Origin of the sequence: Actinomadura sp. GTD37 (assembly GCF_041951365.1) — a bacterium.
Lineage (GTDB): Bacteria > Actinomycetota > Actinomycetes > Streptosporangiales > Streptosporangiaceae > Spirillospora.
In genome coordinates this window covers 122,161-138,446 of record NZ_JBGNUS010000012.1, presented here as the reverse complement: position 1 = coordinate 138,446, position 16,286 = coordinate 122,161, and the positions used below count along the sequence as shown (strand labels likewise).

General features: G+C 73.6%; 14 protein-coding genes. 5 read left to right on the top strand and 9 right to left on the bottom strand.

Going from position 1 to position 16,286, the window contains the following annotated elements:
* Positions 1-47: 47 nt before the first annotated feature.
* Entirely contained in the window at positions 48-1,097 is a 1,050-nt protein-coding gene (locus ACA511_RS37700) for a biotin/lipoate A/B protein ligase family protein (protein WP_375029517.1), read from the top strand.
* A 114-nt stretch (positions 1,098-1,211) separates the two neighbouring features.
* Entirely contained in the window at positions 1,212-2,696 is a 1,485-nt protein-coding gene (locus ACA511_RS37695) for a TerD family protein (protein WP_375029516.1), read from the top strand.
* Positions 2,697-2,751: 55 nt separating this feature from the next.
* On the opposite strand, the gene ACA511_RS37690 is transcribed toward ACA511_RS37695, so the two are convergent.
* The 3 genes from ACA511_RS37690 to ACA511_RS37680 all read right to left on the bottom strand — a co-directional run bounded on the left by ACA511_RS37690 (position 2,752) and on the right by ACA511_RS37680 (position 5,151).
* Positions 2,752-3,384 carry an endonuclease gene (locus ACA511_RS37690; RefSeq protein WP_375029515.1) on the bottom strand — a complete coding sequence of 211 codons (633 nt, stop codon included), beginning with the start codon at positions 3,382-3,384 and terminating at the stop codon, positions 2,752-2,754.
* A gap of 48 nt (positions 3,385-3,432) precedes the next feature.
* Positions 3,433-4,137, bottom strand: a complete 705-nt coding sequence (locus ACA511_RS37685) for a ribonuclease HII (protein WP_375029558.1) — start codon at positions 4,135-4,137, stop codon at positions 3,433-3,435.
* Positions 4,138-4,242: 105 nt separating this feature from the next.
* On the bottom strand, positions 4,243-5,151 hold the full coding sequence (locus ACA511_RS37680; RefSeq protein WP_375029514.1) for a haloalkane dehalogenase: 909 nt from the start codon (positions 5,149-5,151) through the stop codon (positions 4,243-4,245).
* 216 nt (positions 5,152-5,367) lie between these two features.
* Between ACA511_RS37680 and ACA511_RS37675 the strand changes: the two genes are divergently transcribed.
* From ACA511_RS37675 to ACA511_RS37665, 3 genes are read left to right on the top strand one after another with little or no spacing between them, the layout of a single operon-like run.
* Entirely contained in the window at positions 5,368-7,932 is a 2,565-nt protein-coding gene (locus ACA511_RS37675) for an AAA family ATPase (protein ID WP_375029513.1), read from the top strand.
* A gap of 37 nt (positions 7,933-7,969) precedes the next feature.
* A complete protein-coding gene (locus ACA511_RS37670) occupies positions 7,970-9,055 on the top strand; it encodes a winged helix DNA-binding domain-containing protein (RefSeq protein ID WP_375029512.1) in 1,086 nt (361 codons plus the stop codon).
* Positions 9,056-9,110: 55 nt separating this feature from the next.
* On the top strand, positions 9,111-9,806 hold the full coding sequence (locus tag ACA511_RS37665; RefSeq protein WP_375029511.1) for a histidine phosphatase family protein: 696 nt from the start codon (positions 9,111-9,113) through the stop codon (positions 9,804-9,806).
* Positions 9,807-9,822: 16 nt separating this feature from the next.
* On the opposite strand, the gene ACA511_RS37660 is transcribed toward ACA511_RS37665, so the two are convergent.
* From ACA511_RS37660 to ACA511_RS37635, 6 genes are all read right to left on the bottom strand, one after another.
* On the bottom strand, positions 9,823-10,671 hold the full coding sequence (locus ACA511_RS37660; protein WP_375029510.1) for a biotin-dependent carboxyltransferase family protein: 849 nt from the start codon (positions 10,669-10,671) through the stop codon (positions 9,823-9,825).
* Positions 10,668-11,282 (bottom strand): 5-oxoprolinase subunit PxpB, encoded by a 615-nt coding sequence (pxpB, locus tag ACA511_RS37655; protein ID WP_375029509.1) that lies wholly within the window; start codon positions 11,280-11,282, stop codon positions 10,668-10,670. Before pxpB ends, ACA511_RS37660 begins: the two co-directional genes overlap by 4 nt.
* Positions 11,279-12,031: a LamB/YcsF family protein gene (locus ACA511_RS37650; protein ID WP_375029508.1), complete on the bottom strand. Its 753-nt coding sequence runs from the start codon at positions 12,029-12,031 to the stop codon at positions 11,279-11,281. Before ACA511_RS37650 ends, pxpB begins: the two co-directional genes overlap by 4 nt.
* Before the next feature lie 87 nt (positions 12,032-12,118).
* Positions 12,119-12,487: a hypothetical protein gene (locus tag ACA511_RS37645; RefSeq protein ID WP_375029507.1), complete on the bottom strand. Its 369-nt coding sequence runs from the start codon at positions 12,485-12,487 to the stop codon at positions 12,119-12,121.
* On the bottom strand, positions 12,484-14,556 hold the full coding sequence (locus ACA511_RS37640) for an SseB family protein (protein WP_375029506.1): 2,073 nt from the start codon (positions 14,554-14,556) through the stop codon (positions 12,484-12,486). The genes ACA511_RS37645 and ACA511_RS37640 overlap by 4 nt, the downstream gene beginning before the upstream one ends.
* A gap of 63 nt (positions 14,557-14,619) precedes the next feature.
* A complete protein-coding gene (locus tag ACA511_RS37635) occupies positions 14,620-16,251 on the bottom strand; it encodes an SseB family protein (RefSeq protein WP_375029505.1) in 1,632 nt (543 codons plus the stop codon).
* Positions 16,252-16,286 lie beyond the last annotated feature (35 nt).

Below are 16,286 nucleotides of genomic sequence, written 5' to 3'. Positions count from 1 at the left end.
GAACCCCGCGGAATGGGGCGTGCGGACGCCGGGTTGACCTTTACGTGATGCACGGTGAGTACAAGGTTCCCGGCGGCAAGCTCGTGGTCGCCGATGTCGACGTCGTGGACGGCCTGCTGCGCGCCCCCCGGATCAGCGGCGACTTCTTCCTCGAACCGGACGAGGCGCTGGCCGCGATCAACGGCGTCCTGGACGGGCTGCCCGCCGCGCTGGACGCGAGGGCGATCGGGGTCCGCGTCCAGGCGGGGCTGCCGCGGGGCACGGTGATGCTCGGCATCACCGCCGAGGCCGTGGGCATCGCGGTGCGGCGGGCCGTGGCGCGGGCGTCGGACTGGCGCGAGCACGACTGGCGGCTGATCCACGAGCCGCCGCAGGAGCCCGCGCTGCACATGGCGATCGACCAGGTGCTCGCCGAGGAGGTCGGCGCGGGACGCCGCCCGCCGACCCTGCGGGTCTGGGAGTGGGCGTCGCCCGCCGTGGTCATCGGCAGCTTCCAGTCGCTGCGCAACGAGGTCGACGCGGAGGCGGCGCGGCGCCACGGGGTGGACGTGGTCCGGCGCATCAGCGGCGGCGGCGCGATGTTCATCGAGCCCGGCAACACGATCACGTACTCGCTGTACGCGCCGGAGACGCTGGTCGCGGGCATGTCGTACGCGGAGAGCTACGCGTTCCTGGACGACTGGGTGCTCGGCGCGCTCGGGGAGGTCGGCGTCAAGGCGTGGTACCAGCCGCTGAACGACATCACCTCCGACAACGGAAAGATCGCGGGCGCGGCGCAGAAGCGGCTCGCGGCGGGCGCGGTGCTGCACCACGTCACGATGGCCTACGACATCGACGCCGAGAAGATGACGCAGGTGCTGCGGATCGGCCGGGAGAAGATCTCCGACAAGGGCATCGCCAGCGCGGTGAAGCGGGTGGACCCGCTGCGGCGGCAGACCGGCCTGCCCCGCGAGGAGGTCATCGACCGGATGATCGCGCACTTCCGGGCCCGGTACGGCCTGACCGGCGACCGGGTGGGCGAGGACGAGATGCGGCTGGCCCGCAAGTACGTCACCGACAAGTTCGGCACCCCGGAATGGACGGCGCGGGTCCCCTGACGGTTTCCTGGACGGAACCTTGGGGCACCGCCGTGCGTCCTCCCCTCATGGCAGGTCGCGGGGCCGTGCGGCACGCCTTAGGTTTGTGACGTCGGCCGATGATGAGGAGCGTTCATGTCGATGCAGAAGGGCGCCAACACCGCGGTGCCGGTTCCCGCGGTGCGGGTGGAGCTGGGCTGGCAGGCCGGACCAGGCGTGCCGGACGCGGACGCGTCGGCGCTCCTGGTCACCGAGACCGGCCGGGTGCGCTCCGACGACGACTTCGTCTTCTACAACCAGCCGGCGCACGGCTCCGGCGCGGTCCGGCACGACGGCAAGCAGCGGGGGCCGACGGTCCTGGACGTCCTCTCGGTGGACCTGAACCGGGTCGAGCCGGCCATCGACAAGATCGTCATCGCGGCGTCCTCGGACGGCGGGACGTTCGGCCAGTTCCAGGGCCTGTACGTGCGCGTGGTGGACGCGGCGGGCGGCACGGAGGTCGCCCGGTTCGACAGCGAGGGCGCCACCACGGAGACGGCGTTCGTGCTCGGTGAGCTGTACCGGCGGCAGGGCGCGTGGAAGTTCCGCGCGATCGGCCAGGGCTACGACTCGGGTCTCGGGGGTCTCGCCACCGACTTCGGCATCTCGGTCGAGGACCCGGGCCAGGCGGCGCCGCCGCCCCCGGCTCCTCCCCAGCCCGCCCAGCCTGCCCAGCCTCCTGCTCCGCAGCAGTACGCGCCTCCGCCTCCTCCGCCCGGCGGCCAGTACACGCCGCCGCCCCCGCCCGGTGGGCAGTACACGCCGCCGCCCCCGCCCGGCGGGCAGTACACGCCGCCGCCTCCGCCCGGCCAGTACGCTCCGCCTCCGCCCCCGCCTGCACCGGGCCAGTACGCGCCCCCGCCTCCTCCCGGGGGGCAGTACGCTCCGCCTCCGCCCGGCCAGTACGCGGCTCCGCCCCCGCCTGGCGCGGCTCCGCAGCAAGAGCAGGGCGGCAAGATCTCCCTGACGAAGAACTCCCCGTCGGTGTCGCTCACCAAGCACGGTGCGAGGGGCGGCCACATGCGGGTCAACCTCAACTGGAGCGCGCGTGAGGGCGTCGCCAAGGGACGGCTGGGCAAGCGCCGCCGCGGCGTCGACCTCGACCTCGACCTGTGCTGCCTCTGGGAGCTGCAGGACGGCCGCAAGGGCATCATCCACGCGATCGGCGACATGGGCGCGCTCGACCGCGCACCCTTCATCAAGCTCGACAAGGACGACCGCACCGGCGCCATCGAGACGGGCGAGAACCTCCACATCAACCTCGACCACACCGCCGAGTTCAAGCGGATCCTGGTGTTCGCCGAGATCTACGAAGGCGCCGAGGACTTCCGCGGCCTGGACGCGATCGCCACGCTGTTCCCGGTGGGCGCGCCGCCCATCGACATGCGGATGGACGACTGCGTGGACGCCTCCCGCGACGCCGTCCTCGCGCTCATCGAGAACGTGAACGGCGAGCTGGTCGTCCGCCGCGAGGGCCGGTTCGTCCTGCCGCCGCCCGGACGTGCGCGCTGGGGGAAGATGGCGGTCGACCAGGCCTACGCCTGGAACCTGGAGTGGGTCGCCTCCCGCGGCAAGGACTGACGGAGGCGGCGGGAGCGCGCCGGGGCGTCGCCGGTTTTCGCCGGACGCCCCGGTCTCACGCGGCCTTCAGCTGGTCCGCGAGCTTCTTGTCGTGGGCGACCCGGACGAGGGCGGCGGTGAAGCGGGCCAGGTCCTTGTCCGGCACCTTCCCGGCGAGCGTGCCCGGGTCGGCGGGCAGGCCGAGTCGCTCGGCGCCCTTCTTCACCTGGTCGTCGATGTGGGGGCGGAGCCAGGGCCAGACGGCCTGCGCCTCGCGGCAGAAGATGTCCGCGCCGGTGGGGCCGATGCCGGGGAACTCCTGGAGCAGCCCGGCCGCCTTTCCGGGATCGCGTTCGGCCGCGATGGCGAGACGCCTCAGATCGCCCTGGTACTCGTCCTGGACGATCTCCGCGGTGTCGCCCAGGCGGGACGCGGTGCTCTCGTCGTAGCGGACGTAGTGGCCGCGTCCGAGGGCGTCCACGCGGTCCTGCCACGGCAGCCTGCCCATGCCGCGCGCGGTTCCGCCGCCCGCCTCGAACAGTTCGCGGGCGGCGGAGACCGCGATGTCGGACGAGATGCGCGCGCTCAGCAGGTTGGCCAGGACGAGCAGCTTGAACAGCGCGGCCGGCTGGTCCTTCAGAGTGATGCCGGCCTCCTCGGCGAACGTCCGGCCGGACTCGTGCAGCAGGTTCTTCACGACGGCGTCCATGGCAAGTACCTCCCGTGGACGGCGCTTACCCGGCGGGGCGCGGATGACTCACAGGAGGCTGAGCTGCCCTTCGCCGGCGAGCGGATCGCGGTGCTTCTTCAGGTGCCGCCAGCGCGGGAGGTCGTCCAGGTACGACCAGGACATCCGATGGTGGGGCGTGGGCCCGTGCTCCTGCAGCGCCTTCTGGTGGACGGGTGACGGGTACCCGGCACTGTCCGCGAACCCGAAACCGGGGAACTCGCCGTCCAGCCCTGCCATGAGCCGGTCGCGGTGGACCTTCGCCAAGACGGACGCAGCCGCGACCGTGACCGACCTCTGGTCGGCCTTGACCTCGCACCGGACGCGCCAGGGACGGCCCAGGAAGTCGTGCTTGCCATCGAGGATGACGACGTCGGGGCGCGCGGGCAGCGACTCCAGCGCGCGGACGGCGGCGCGCCGCAGCGCCTCCGTCATGCCGACCTCGTCGATCTCCTCGGGGGACGACGCGCCGATGGCGTGCCCGGTGAGCCATCCGGGCAGCAGCCCGGCGAACGACTCGCGGTGCGCCTCGGTGAGGAGTTTCGAATCGGTCAGCGCGACGGTCTTCTTGCCGCGGCCCGGCAGGACCGGCGGCGGGCTCAGGTCGGTGACGGCCGCGCACACCACGACGGGCCCCGCCCAGGCGCCGCGGCCGACCTCGTCCACCCCGGCGATCGTGACCGGGCGCGCGGCCCGGAGCTCGTCCTCGATCTCGTAACCCGCGGCCCGTGAGATCGCTCGTGTGTCGGCGGGGGAGGGGGCGAGCCCCGGCAGGGCGTCAGTGGAGCCGGTGGGCTCGGTGGGGCCGGGCAACTCGGTGGGGCCGGGCAAAAAGACTCCTCAGGAACGTACGAACGCCGCGATCGCGTGACCGAGCCGTTCCCCGTCGTCCTCCTGGAGGAAATGGCCCGCGCCGTCGATCGTAGGGTGCGCGATGCCCCGCGCGCCCGGAACCAACTGCTTGAACAGCGGCGCCATCGCGCCGGTGATGGGGTCCTTGTCGCTGAAGGCCACCAGGAACGGCTTTTCCCACGCGCGAAGGACGTCCCAGGCGTCGCGGTTGGGCTGCGCCTCCGGGTCGCCGGGTTCGGCCGGGACGAGCGCCGGCATGGCGCGCGGCCCCGCCTTGAACGTCTCGTCCGGGAAAGGCGCGTCGTAGGCGGCGCGCACGTCGTCGGCGAAGGCGGTGCGGCATCCGGCGGCGATGTTGCGGGCGATGTCGAACTCGGGGGCGCTGCGCACGGACTGGCGGAACTTCAGCCACGTCTCCGGCATGGGGAAGTCGCCCGTGGGGAGGCCGGTGTTGGCCGCGACGACGCGGGCGAAGCGGTCCTGATGGGCGGTCGCCAGGCGAAGGCCGATCAGGCCGCCCCAGTCCTGCCCGACGAGGGTCGCGTCCCGAAGGTCGAGGACGTCGAACACCAGCGAGCGCGTCCACTCGATGTGGCGGGCGTAGGTGTGGTCGGTCATCTCGGCGGGCTTGTCGGAGCGGCCGAAGCCGACCAGATCCGGCACCACGACGCGCAGCCCTGCGTCGGCCAAGACCCGCATGACGTGGCGGTAGAGGAACGACCAGCTCGGCTCACCGTGCAGGCACAGCACCACGGGTCCGTCGTGCGGGCCTGCCTCGACATAGGCCATCCGCAGGGTTCCGTCACCGTCCTGGGCGGGGACGTCGGCATAGCGGGGTTCGTAGGGGAAGTCCGGTAGGCCGTCGAAGCGTTCGTCGGGCGTGCGCAGGATCCGCATGGGCGCAATCATGGCAGCGGCCCCCGTGCCACGGATTCGACGTTACGGATTCGACCGGTGTCGGCAGCGGAATCGAACCCCGACTTCTGGACAGTACAAATGTCCTGGTCTCCGGTCCGGGACGCGCCGGGCCCGTTCCAGGCAGGCCGGGCGGGGACCAACGAACCGCGCGCGGGGAGTCCCGTTCCGGGCGGTCCTGCGCTTTACTCGCTTCTGATGGCTTTGTTCGGCAGGTCCCGCTCCCGCCCGGCGAAGGACGCCGCGGCGCGGGATCTTTTCGAGCGCCTGCGGGTGCGCTATTTCCACGTCACTCCGGGGCTGCGGTTCCTGGGCGGGCTGTTGCTGATCGCCCTGGTGCCGGCCGCCGCGGTCGTCCTCGACGGGCCGGCGCTGGCCGCCGCGGCGGGCACGGCGGTCCTGCTGGTCGTCGTCCACCTGACGCTGCGCTCGCCGACGGGCATGGCGGTGGTCGCGGTCATCGCCTCCTGGCTCGCGCTGTCAGTGCCCTTGGGACGGCTCTATCCGGACGGCGACGACCTGTCGTTTCTGAGTCCGACGCTGCTTCTGGCGGTGCTCGCCCTGCCCGTGGCCGTGGTCGCGTTCCGGCTGCGCGGGTACGCGCCGTGGAGCACGACCCTGCTCGCACTGGCCGCCGCCGGGGCGGCGACGGCGGCGACCGCCCAGCCGCTCCCGGAGGCGAACGCGGCGCCCGGCTGGGCCGCCGCCCTGGCCGTCCTCGCCTACCGGTGGGACCGGGCCCGCCGCACGGTGCCCGCCGAGGCGTACGAGACCGGCTGGGTGCAGGAGCAGGCGAGCCCGAAGGGGGACGCCGTGCCGGGACCGCGAAAGAACCCGTCGAACGTCGACAAGCCGGACAAGCCCGACAAATCGGATAAGCGGGACCGGCCGGGCCGGTCCGACCGGCAGGGCCCCGGCGCCGCGGCGGCGGCCGCGCAGACGGCCCACGAGCAGCGCGCCGCCGCGCAGGCCGCCGAGAACGCCCCGGCGCCCGAGCGCCCGGCGCCCGAGCGCCGTACGGACGCGTCCCCGGCCATCTCCGTCGCGGACGCGCTCGCCGAACTGGAGAACATGATCGGGCTGGAGCCGGTCAAGCGGCAGGTGCGCTCCATCGCCGCGTCCATCGAGGCCGCGCACATGCGGGCCGCCGCCGGTGTGCCCACCGAGAAGCCCATGCGGCACTTCGTCTTCGTCGGCCCGTCGGGCACGGGCAAGACCACCGTCGCCCGCGTGCTGGCCAAAATCTTCTACGCGTTCGGGCTGCTGCCAGAGCCGGCCCTGGTCGAGGCCCATCGCGCGGACCTCGTCGGTGAGTTCCTCGGCGCCACGGCCCTCAAGACCAACCGGCTCGTCGACTCCGCCTTGGGCGGCGTCCTGTTCATCGACGAGGCCTACAGCCTGGTCAACTCCGCCGAAGGGCAACCCGACCGGTTCGGTGACGAGGCCGTCCAGACATTGCTGAAGCGCGCCGAGGACGACCGCGACAACCTCGTCATCATCCTCGCGGGCTACGACGCGCAGATGGCCGAGTTCCTCGACTCCAACCCAGGGCTGGCGTCCCGCTTCGGTACGCGCGTCCACTTTCCGTCCTACCGCCCGTCCGAACTCCTGCGGATCGCCGACTACCACACGGGGCTCCGCGAGGACCGGCTCGATCCGGAGGCCCGGCGGCGGCTCGCCGCCCGCTTCGAGGAGGTCGAGCGGCGCGGGATCGTCGACGAACTGGGCAACGGACGGCTCGTCCGGTCACTGATGGAGGCGGCGGCGCGCGCGCGGGACGTCCGTGTCGTCGGCGCGGTGTCCGGCGCGTCGGGCACGCCGAGCGCCGACGACCTGGTCACCCTCCGCGCGGAGGACGTGGAGGCCGCGTTCGCCGAGGTCACCGAGCGGTACCGCGGCTACGCCGAGACGCCGACGCTGGACGAGGCGCTCGGCTCCCTCGACGCGATGATCGGGCTGGAGCCGGTGAAGCGGCAGGTCCGGGAGATCGCCGCCCAGCTCCAGGTGGCCCGGATGCGGCAGGAGCAGGGCCTCGTCACCCGCCCGCCGACGCGCCACTTCGTCTTCACCGGGCCGCCCGGGACGGGCAAGACCACCGTCGCGCGCGTGCTCGGCGGCATCTTCGCCGCGGCGGGGCTGCTCGCCCGTCCCGAGGTGGTCGAGGCACAGCGCGCCGACCTCGTCGGCGAGCACCTCGGGGCGACGGCCCTGAAGACGAACAAGGTCGTCGATTCGGCGCTCGGCGGCGTGCTGTTCGTGGACGAGGCGTACGCGCTGAGCAATCCGGGCTACTCCGGCGGCGACGCGTTCGGCGCGGAGGCGGTGCAGACCCTGCTCAAACGCGCCGAGGACGACCGCGACCGGCTCGTCATCGTGTTCGCCGGCTACGAGGCCGACATGGACCGGTTCCTTGCGTCCAACCCAGGGCTCGCCTCACGGTTCGACATCCGCGTCGCCTTCCCCTCCTACGGGCCGGACGAACTGCTCCGCATCGCCCAGCTCATCGCCGAGCAGGGCGGGGACCGGTGGGAGGACGTCGCCTTGGACGACCTCGCCCTCGTCTTCCAGCGGGTCTGCGGGACGGGCCGGATCGACGAGTTCGGCAACGGGCGCTTCGCCCGCTCCATCTACGAGAAGGCGTGCGCGTGCCGGGCGCTGCGTGCGGCCGGCCTCGGCGACCGTGCCACCGCCGACGACCTCACCCTCCTCACCACCGACGACGTCCGCAACGCGTTCGCCGACCTCGCCCACCGCCTGGCGTGACGGCACCGATGTCCGTCGCCTGAGATGTAATCGGGGCATGACATCGGTGACGTGGCGACAGGTCCTCGCCTGGCGGATGCGGCGGCAGTACATCGACCCCCTGGGCGAGGCGTCCGCGGTGGACGTCGCGCGGCGGCTGGCGGGTCTTCAGGCGCAGGTGGCGTCGGCGGCGGAACTCTCGGTGGCGGTGCGGCAGGCGATCCCCGAACGCGGTGCCGTGGCGGAGGCGCTGCTCGGCGAGCGGACCCTCGTCAAGACCTGGGCCATGCGCGGCACGCTGCATCTTCTCCCCGCTGATGAGGCCGCCGCGTACCTGGCGTTGTGCTCCACCGTGCGCAACTGGGAGAAGCCCAGTTGGCAGAAGACCTTCGGGGCGACGCCCGCCGATCTGGAGGCTTTCGCCGACGCGGCCACGGTCGCCCTGGCGGGCGGCCAGGCGCTGACCCGTGAGGAACTCACCGAGGCCGTCGTCGAGGAGACCGGCTCACGGCATCTCGCCGAGGTCCTGGGCTCCGGCTGGGGCACCCTGCTCAAGCCGCTCGCCTGGTGGGGCGTGTTGTGTTACGGCCCGGCGCAGGGCACCCGCGTCACGTTCGCCTCGCCGGAACGATGGCTGCCCGGCTGGACGGGCCTGCCGCCGGTGGAGGACGCCGCCAGGACCGTCGTCCATGCCTTTCTGGGCGCGCACGGGCCCGCGACACCCGACATGTTCGACAACTGGCTGACGCGCAAGACGAGCCGGAAGAAGGACGTCAGAAACTGGTTCGAGGCAGCGCAGGACGGCCTGTCCACAGTGGAGGTGGAGGGCGTCCAGATGTATGTACTGGACGAGCACCGCGACGACCTGCTCGCCACCACGCCCAGTACGTCCGTCCGGTTGCTCGGCGCGTTCGACCAGTACGTCCTGGGGGCGGGCACGGGTTCGACCTATCTGGTGCCGGCGGAGCATCGCGCCAAGGTGAGCCGTACGGGCGGCTGGATCTCCCCTGTGGTGCTGCACGAGGGCCGTGTGGCGGGCGTCTGGGAGGCGCGGGACGAGGGTGTGGCCGTGACCGCGTTCGAGGACGTCCCGGCCGGGCCGCTCAAGGACGAGATCGACCGGGTGGCCCCGCTGCTGACCTGACCCGCGCTGGGGCCGGTCGGGTGCCGGTCCGCGGCGATCCTCTAGGGTGCCGTCCGTGGACGAACGGGAGGAGCCGGTCGAGTACCGGCAGACGCGGTACAAGGCGCCGGACGGCGCGACCGAGCTGCTTCTGATCAGGCACGGCGCCTCGGCGCCGGCGCGGGCCGACCGGCCGTTCCCGCTCGTGGACGGCCACGCCGACCCCGAGCTCGCCCCCGAGGGACGCGAGCAGGCCGAACGGGTCGCCGACCGCCTCGCGGAGGAGAAGTTGGACGCGCTCTACGTGACGTCCCTGCGGCGCACCGCGGAGACGGCGGCGCCCCTGGCCCGCCGCCTCGGCCTGGAGCCCCGCGTCGAGGCGGGCCTGCGCGAGGTCCACCTCGGCGAGTGGGAGGGCGGCCTGTTCCGCCAGAAGGTCGCCGAGAACGACCCGGTGGCGCAGCGGATGTTCGCCGAGGAGCGCTGGGACGTCATCCCCGGAGCGGAGGACGGCGACCGGTTCGCCGCCCGCATCGAGGAGAGCCTCACCCGGCTCGCGGCGGCCCACGCCGGCGGCCGGATCGCTCTGTTCACCCACGGCGGGGTGATCGCCCAGGCGCTCGCCGCCGCGACCGGCGCCCGGCCGTTCGCGTTCCTCGCCCCGGACAACGCGTCGATCTCCCGGCTGGTGCGGCTCGGCGACCTGACGTCCATCCGCGGTTTCAACGACGTGTCCCACCTGGACTGGTCCGCCCCCGCACCGCTGACCTGACCCTCGCACCGCCGTCCTAGAGGCGGAAGCGGACCTTCTGGCCCGGCCTCAGCTGCGCCGCGCCCGCGACGGCGTCGGAGGCGAGCACGGCGATCACCGGGTATCCGCCCGTGGTCGGATGGTCGGCCAGGAAGATGATGGGCAGCCCGCTGGGCGGCACCTGGATCGAGCCTGTGGCCACTCCCTCGCTGCCCAGTTCGCCTTCACGCGCGCGCACGAGGGGCGGCCCGTCCAACCGGACGCCGACGCGGTTGCTGTCGGACGACACCTCGTAGAGCGTGGACGTGAGCGTCGCTAACGCGTCGTCTGTGAACCAGTCGTCGCGCGGCCCCGGCAAGATGCGCAGCACCGGTGTCGCCGGTATGGACGGCACGGGTGCGACGTCCACGCTGATGTCGTCGAAGCCCTCCGCGGAACCGATCGGCAGACGGTCGCCTGGCGAAAGCGGTGCCGGGCCCAGGCCGGACAGAAGGTCGGTCGAACGGCTTCCAAGAACGCGGTCGACGACGACACCACCCCGCACGGCGAGATAGCTGCGAAGCCCGGACGAGGGTGTACCGACCTCCACCAACGCACTGTCCGGCACAAAGCACGGTGCATTCGTCCCATGGGCGCGGCCGTCGATCCGCACGGGCGCGGGCGCGCCCGTGACCGCGATCCACGCGCCCCTGCGGAAGCGCAGCGCGGCGCCGCCGAACGTGAGCTCCACACCCGCCGCGCCCTCGGGATTGCCGACGAGCCGGTTCGCCAGCCGGAACGCGCGCTCGTCGGCGGCGCCCGACCGCGGGACGCCGAGATGGGCGCGGCCGGGCCGGCCTAGGTCCTGGACGGTCGCGAGCGGTCCGGGCCGCACGACCTGGATCAAGAACGCTCCTCGGGGACGAAGCGGACGCGGGTGCCCGGCCGGAGCAGCGACGGCGGATCCCGCGCGACGTCCCACAGCCGCAGCCCGCTGCGCCCGAGCAGCCGCCATCCGCCCGGCGACCGGGACGGGTAGACCGCCGCGTACGGCCCCGCGATCGCCACCGACCCGGCGGGGACGGCCGTCCGGGGCGATGCGCGGCGCGCCACGTGCAGCGCCGGGTCGAGACCGGTCAGGTAGCCGAAGCCGGGAGAGAAGCCCAGATAGGCGACCGTGTACGCGCCCATGGAATGCCGGCGGACGACCTCCTCCCGCGACAGACCGGTGAGGTCGGCGACCTCACCGAGGTCCTCGCCGTCGTAGACGACGGGGATCTCCACCGGCTCTGCGTCGCCCTCCGCGTCATCTGGCAGGGGCATGCGGGGCAGACGCGCGGCAAGGCCGTCCAGGTCTGCGGACGGGTCGGCCACGACGAGAACGGTCTGCTCGCCCGGCACGACGTCCACGATGCCCGGCAGGGGATCGTCCCGGAGGGCGGCGTTGAGCCGGTGCGCGGTGGCCAGATCGCCCGTCTCCACGAGCAGGGCCGCGTCACCGGCCCGCAGCACCTTCACGCGAACGGCTCCAGCACGACACCGGCCGCGGACAGCGCCGACCGGACGGACCGCGCGAGTGACACCGCGCCCGGTGTGTCGCCGTGCACGCAGATGGAACGGGCCTTGAGCGCGACCTCGTCGCCGTTCACCGCGACGACGGTGCCGTCTACGGCCATCCTGACCGCGCGCCGGACGACCGCCTCTTCGTCGTGCACGACGGCCCCCGGCTCACGGCGGGACACCAGCCCGCCGGACGGCGTGTAGGCGCGGTCGGCGAAGCACTCCGCGACCACGGCGAGCCCATGGGCGACGTCATGCACCGCAGAGCCCGGAAGGGTCAGCAACGGAAGCGACGGATCGTACGCCCGGACCGCGTCGGCCACCGCACCCGCCTGGACGGGGTCACGGCCGACCCTGTTGTAGAGCGCGCCATGCGGCTTCACGTAGGCGACACGTCCGCCCTCCGTACGCGCGATCCCGTCCAGGGCGGCCAGCTGGTAGAGGATCTCGGCGGTCAGCTCGGGCGGCGCCACGTCCATCTCGCGGCGTCCGAAACCGGCCAGGTCCCGGTAGGACACCTGCGCGCCGATCGTCACCCCGCGCTCGACGGCCGCGGCGCACACCCGGCGCATGATCAGCGGATCGCCCGCGTGGAACCCGCACGCCACGTTCGCGCTGGTGATCACGTCGAGCAGCGCCAGGTCGTCGCCCAGCTCCCAGATGCCGAACCCTTCGCCGAGGTCGGCGTTGATGTCGATGACCGCCATGTCCAAGACCTATCACCGATCCCGCGCCTCACCGGCCTCGCGTCACCGGATCCCGCGCCACGGGCCGGCACCACGGGCCGGGGCGGTTCAGACGGTCTCCTCGTGCAGGTCCTCGACCTCGTGCCTGGACGCCCACGCCTGGTACACGCCGCGGTCGAACAGCTCCAGCCCGAGCGCTTCGGCGACCGGCGCCTTGCCGCCGCAGTACTCCACCCGCAGCCACCCCTCGTGCTCGCCGAGCACCACGAACGGTTCGCTGCGCCAGGTGCAGTGCGTGGTCACGTACTGGACGCGGTCGACGTCCGCCAGAGGCACCACCTGGACGTACCGGTCGGGCGAGACCTGCCGGAACCCGTCGGCGTGCCGCCGCGAGTAGAGCCGCACCTGGTCGCCGTCGGGGCTCGCCTCGTACTCGGCGCCGCGCCAGCCCGCGTAGAACCCGTGCCGGATGCTCATCCGCGTCCTCCCGGCAGTTTCACGAGCCACCTGCGCAGATCGGCGTCGAACGCCGCCACGAGGGACTCCGCCCCGCGCGCGTCCAGCCGGTACAGCTCGGCCCCGTGCGGGAGCCGCTGGCTCTCGATCTTGAACTCCGGGATGGCGGGACCGTCGCCGGGCGCGTACCCGGACCCCGGGAACGGCGCCCGCTCGATCACCCATCCGCCCGGGATGATCCCCATGCTCCACTCGTCGATCCCGCCCAGCGGGCGGCGGAACAGCGGCGGCTTCACCGCCGGCCACCGGATCACGAAGACCTGCTCGTCCGCGTGCGTGAAGGGCGACCCCTCGTACATGAGGCCGAGCGCCCTGATCACCGATGCGGGCGATCTGATCTCGGCCACGTCGTCCAGCCGGTGCACGTACCCGGCGACGAGGTCGTAGCCGCCCTCCAGGTAGTGCTGCACGTGCTCGGGCCGCACCACCTTCTGCATGACCACGACCTGGGTCGGCCCCTCGCGCGGCACGTCCTCGGACGCCAGGTCCCCGGCCGGCGCGTCGGCGGGGACGGTCTCCCGCCTGGTGGCGGTCTTGTCGCGGTCGCCCTGGCCGTAGAGCGGTGCGACGGGGAGGCCGTGCGGGTCGCTCGGCGTCTTCCTGGCCCCCGGGGACGGCTCCGGTCGAGACCGCGCGGGCGCAGGCGGACGCGCCGTAGGTGTGGGACGAGTGGGTGTGGGACGAGTGGGTGCAGGCGGGGCTGGTGGCGGCGGAACTGCAGATGGAATGGGTGCAGGGGAAGCGGGCGCGGGCGGGGCGGGTGCCGGGCGTCGCGCGGCGGGAGCCTGGTGGCGCGGGTCGGGCGCCGCCGGGCGCTGCGCGGGCGCCGGAGCCCGGGGCGCGGGAGGGGGCGCCGGAGCCGGGGCGGCGGCTGCCGGGGCCGGAGCGGCGGGCGCCGGGGGCCGCGGCGTGCGCACGGGCGGCGGCGGCGCGGCGGAGCCGCCGCGCGGGTCTGTGGGCGCCTGTGGCGGCGCGCCGGCCGCCGGGGATGCCTCCGGACGACCCCGCGCCGGTTCGGGGCTCTGCGGCGGTCTCGGAGCCTGCCGCCCGGCGCCGGTTCGGGGCGGCTTGACGCCGCGTGTGCGGGTGCGGGGACGGGGACGGGACGTCGGGCCCGCCACATGGACGTCCGTGGGCACGGGTGGCACGGGCGGCACGGGCGCGGCGGGCTCGCGGGACTCCTCCGGCTCAAGGAGCGCGTTCGCGTCCAGGTAGCACGCGCTGGGCAGGCCCGGGTTGACGGCGAGTTGCCAATCGGGATGCGGCCAGCGGCGCGACAGTTCCGCCAGCGACGCCTCGCGGTGGTGGACGGCCTGCCCCTGCAGGGAGCGGTCCATGGCCTCGGGGGAGGTGAACGCCAACACGAACGTGCCGTCCCCGAACTGGGCCGTGGCGAACTGGTGCCCGGCCGCCCCCGGCTCGCCCGGCGACGGCAGGTACAGGACCGCGCGCGCGAGGAGCTCCAGGTAGCCGTGCTGGTCACCGCGTTCCCGGGCGTCGGTGAGGGCCGCCTCCAGGGTGGAGCCGGAGGGCCGGGCAGGACGCGCGGAGGACGCGGCACGGCGGCCGGCGTCCTCGGGCACGGCCAGCGGGATGCCGAGGCCGGGCAGCGCGAGCGGCCCGCCATCCGGCCCCGCCTTGCTCGCCTGGTAGACGAGTTCGAGCGGGGACTCGATGCGGTACACGTCGCGGAAGGCGCCGACCACCTGCCCGGCGAGCAGGGCGCACGCCTCCAGGTACTCGGCGGAGGCGCGGCCGCCCCGGTCACGCCAGGTGAACCGGTCCCACCAGTTCTTGCGCTCCTCCTCGTCCGGCGGCTCCCAGCCGAGCGCCCTGAGCCGCCGCTCCTGCCGCGGGGCCAGCGGACGGGGCAGGAAGGCGCTGCCGACGGCCTCCGCGTCCAGCACGCCCTCGGAGCGCATCGCCTGGACGTAGGGCAGCCCGCTCGGGCCCTGCACGATGAGGAACGACTTGACCGGCAGCCGTGAGAGCTCCAGCGTCAGCCGTTTGGCGAAGTCGTTCCAGTCCACTCGGGATCCACTTTCACGTCCGCGGGGCGAGGATTCCGTACTCGACGGTAGTCGAACGGCGCGTCACTCGGTCCAGGGAGCCGGAACAGCGTCGGCCCTCACCTGTGCCCAGACACCGCCTATGGCGTCGTACACCGCGAGCGGCGTCTCGTCGCCGTCTCCGGCGGACCGCCAGAGGCGCGTCCCATGGGGAGGCCGCATCGGGACGCCCGCGGGCTGCCGCTCAGGGGCGGGGGCCCTGCTCGGCGGCGGCTCGACCGGCGCCTGCCCGCCCAGTGGTTGCCCGCCCAGTGGTTGGCCGACTGGTGGTTGGCCGACCGGTGGCTGCTCGTTCGGTGGCTGGGGGCCCGGCCTGTCCGTCGGCGCGCCCAGGGGAGGCCCGGCGGCCGCCGCCGGCTCGCGGGTCTCCGGTTCGCGGGACCCCGGCTCGGCGGTGCCCGCGTCCAGTGCCGCCTTCAAGTCGGCCACCGTGTACGGGTCGACCGCCGTATGCGAGTCGTCGTAGGGGTCGTCCGCGCCAAGGGCCGAGCCGTTCAGGTCAGGCCCCGAGCCGTTCAGGTCAGGCCCCGAGCCGTTCAGCTCGGGCTCCGATCCGTTCAGTTCGGGCTCCGAGCCGTTCATGCCGGGGACGGCGCCGTTCAGACCAGGGCTCGACCCCCCGGCGACGGGGTTCGGCCCTGAAAGCGCGTGCGGGTCGACCGTTCCGTACGGGTTGGGCGCGTCCATCCCGGTGGCGGGCGCCGCGTCCTGGCCGCCGGTCAGCCGGCCGATGACGGACGAGTCGAGCAGCACCTCGCTGGGCAGGCCCCAGTTGATCGCCACCCGCCACGCCGGATCCGGCCAGCCGGACGCCAGCCGGGCGAACGACGTGCGGCGGTACAGGCCGGGATGCCGGTCGCCGGTGCGCGCGAGGGCGCCCGGCGAGGTGAACACGGTGACGTAGGTGTCGCCGCCGATCACGATGGTGGGGAACTCGGCGCGGTCGGGGTCCTCCACGGCGGACGCGGACGCCGGGAGCACCAGGTCGGCGTCCGCCAGCAGCCTGAAGTAGCCGGTGTTGTCGCCGTTCGCCTTGGCCTCGGCCAGGCGGGGCTCGAGGTGGTCGGCGTCCGCGCTTGGCGGCCCCTCCGCCGGCGGCGGCATCGGGGTCCCCGCCGGGGGCGGGACGGCCGAGAGCGGGTCCGCTTCGGGGAGCGCGCCGCCGGACGTGGTCCGCCGCTTGTTCACGCGGGACGGGTCGGCGACGTCGATGCCGAAGTCGAGCAGTTCGACGAGGCCGGTCCCGTGCCGGTGGAACGACTCGTACACGAGGTCGGACGGGCGCCGGACGCCCTGGACGTCCCGCAGGGCCGTGACCATCACGTCGGCCAGCCGCGAGTAGTCGCCGTCCGTCACGCTCAGCATCCCGCCGGGGACGCCTGCCGCCGGCAGTTCCGTCCACCAGTTGCGCGGGGCGGGGTCCACGGGCGGGCGCCAGCCCGCGTCGCTCATGACCTCCTCGTCCGCCACCGTGAGCAGCAGCGGCCCGTCGAGGAAGTTGTTGCTCACGGCCTCGGCATAGAGCCGGTCGGGCTCGCGCATGGCCTGGACGTAGTGACGGCTCTCCTCGCGCTCGCGCACGATGAGGATCGTGTCGCGCTCGAGCCCCGCCAGCTCACGTCCCAGCCGCCGGGCGAACTCGGACCACTCCAACAAGATCACTCCCTACGACCGGGGGCCGGGCCCCGGGC

What these genes read in the sequence shown, in the direction of transcription:
- ACA511_RS37675 (WP_375029513.1), top strand. Translation starts at nt 5,368, where the DNA reads ATGGCTTTGTTCGGCAGGTCCCGCTCCCGCCCGGCGAAGGACGCCGCG.
- ACA511_RS37700 (WP_375029517.1), top strand. Translation starts at nt 48, where the DNA reads ATGCACGGTGAGTACAAGGTTCCCGGCGGCAAGCTCGTGGTCGCCGAT.
- ACA511_RS37695 (WP_375029516.1), top strand. Translation starts at nt 1,212, where the DNA reads ATGTCGATGCAGAAGGGCGCCAACACCGCGGTGCCGGTTCCCGCGGTG.
- ACA511_RS37650 (WP_375029508.1), bottom strand. Translation starts at nt 12,031, where the DNA reads ATGGCGGTCATCGACATCAACGCCGACCTCGGCGAAGGGTTCGGCATC.
- ACA511_RS37645 (WP_375029507.1), bottom strand. Translation starts at nt 12,487, where the DNA reads ATGAGCATCCGGCACGGGTTCTACGCGGGCTGGCGCGGCGCCGAGTAC.
- ACA511_RS37680 (WP_375029514.1), bottom strand. Translation starts at nt 5,151, where the DNA reads ATGCGGATCCTGCGCACGCCCGACGAACGCTTCGACGGCCTACCGGAC.
- ACA511_RS37670 (WP_375029512.1), top strand. Translation starts at nt 7,970, where the DNA reads ATGACATCGGTGACGTGGCGACAGGTCCTCGCCTGGCGGATGCGGCGG.
- ACA511_RS37690 (WP_375029515.1), bottom strand. Translation starts at nt 3,384, where the DNA reads ATGGACGCCGTCGTGAAGAACCTGCTGCACGAGTCCGGCCGGACGTTC.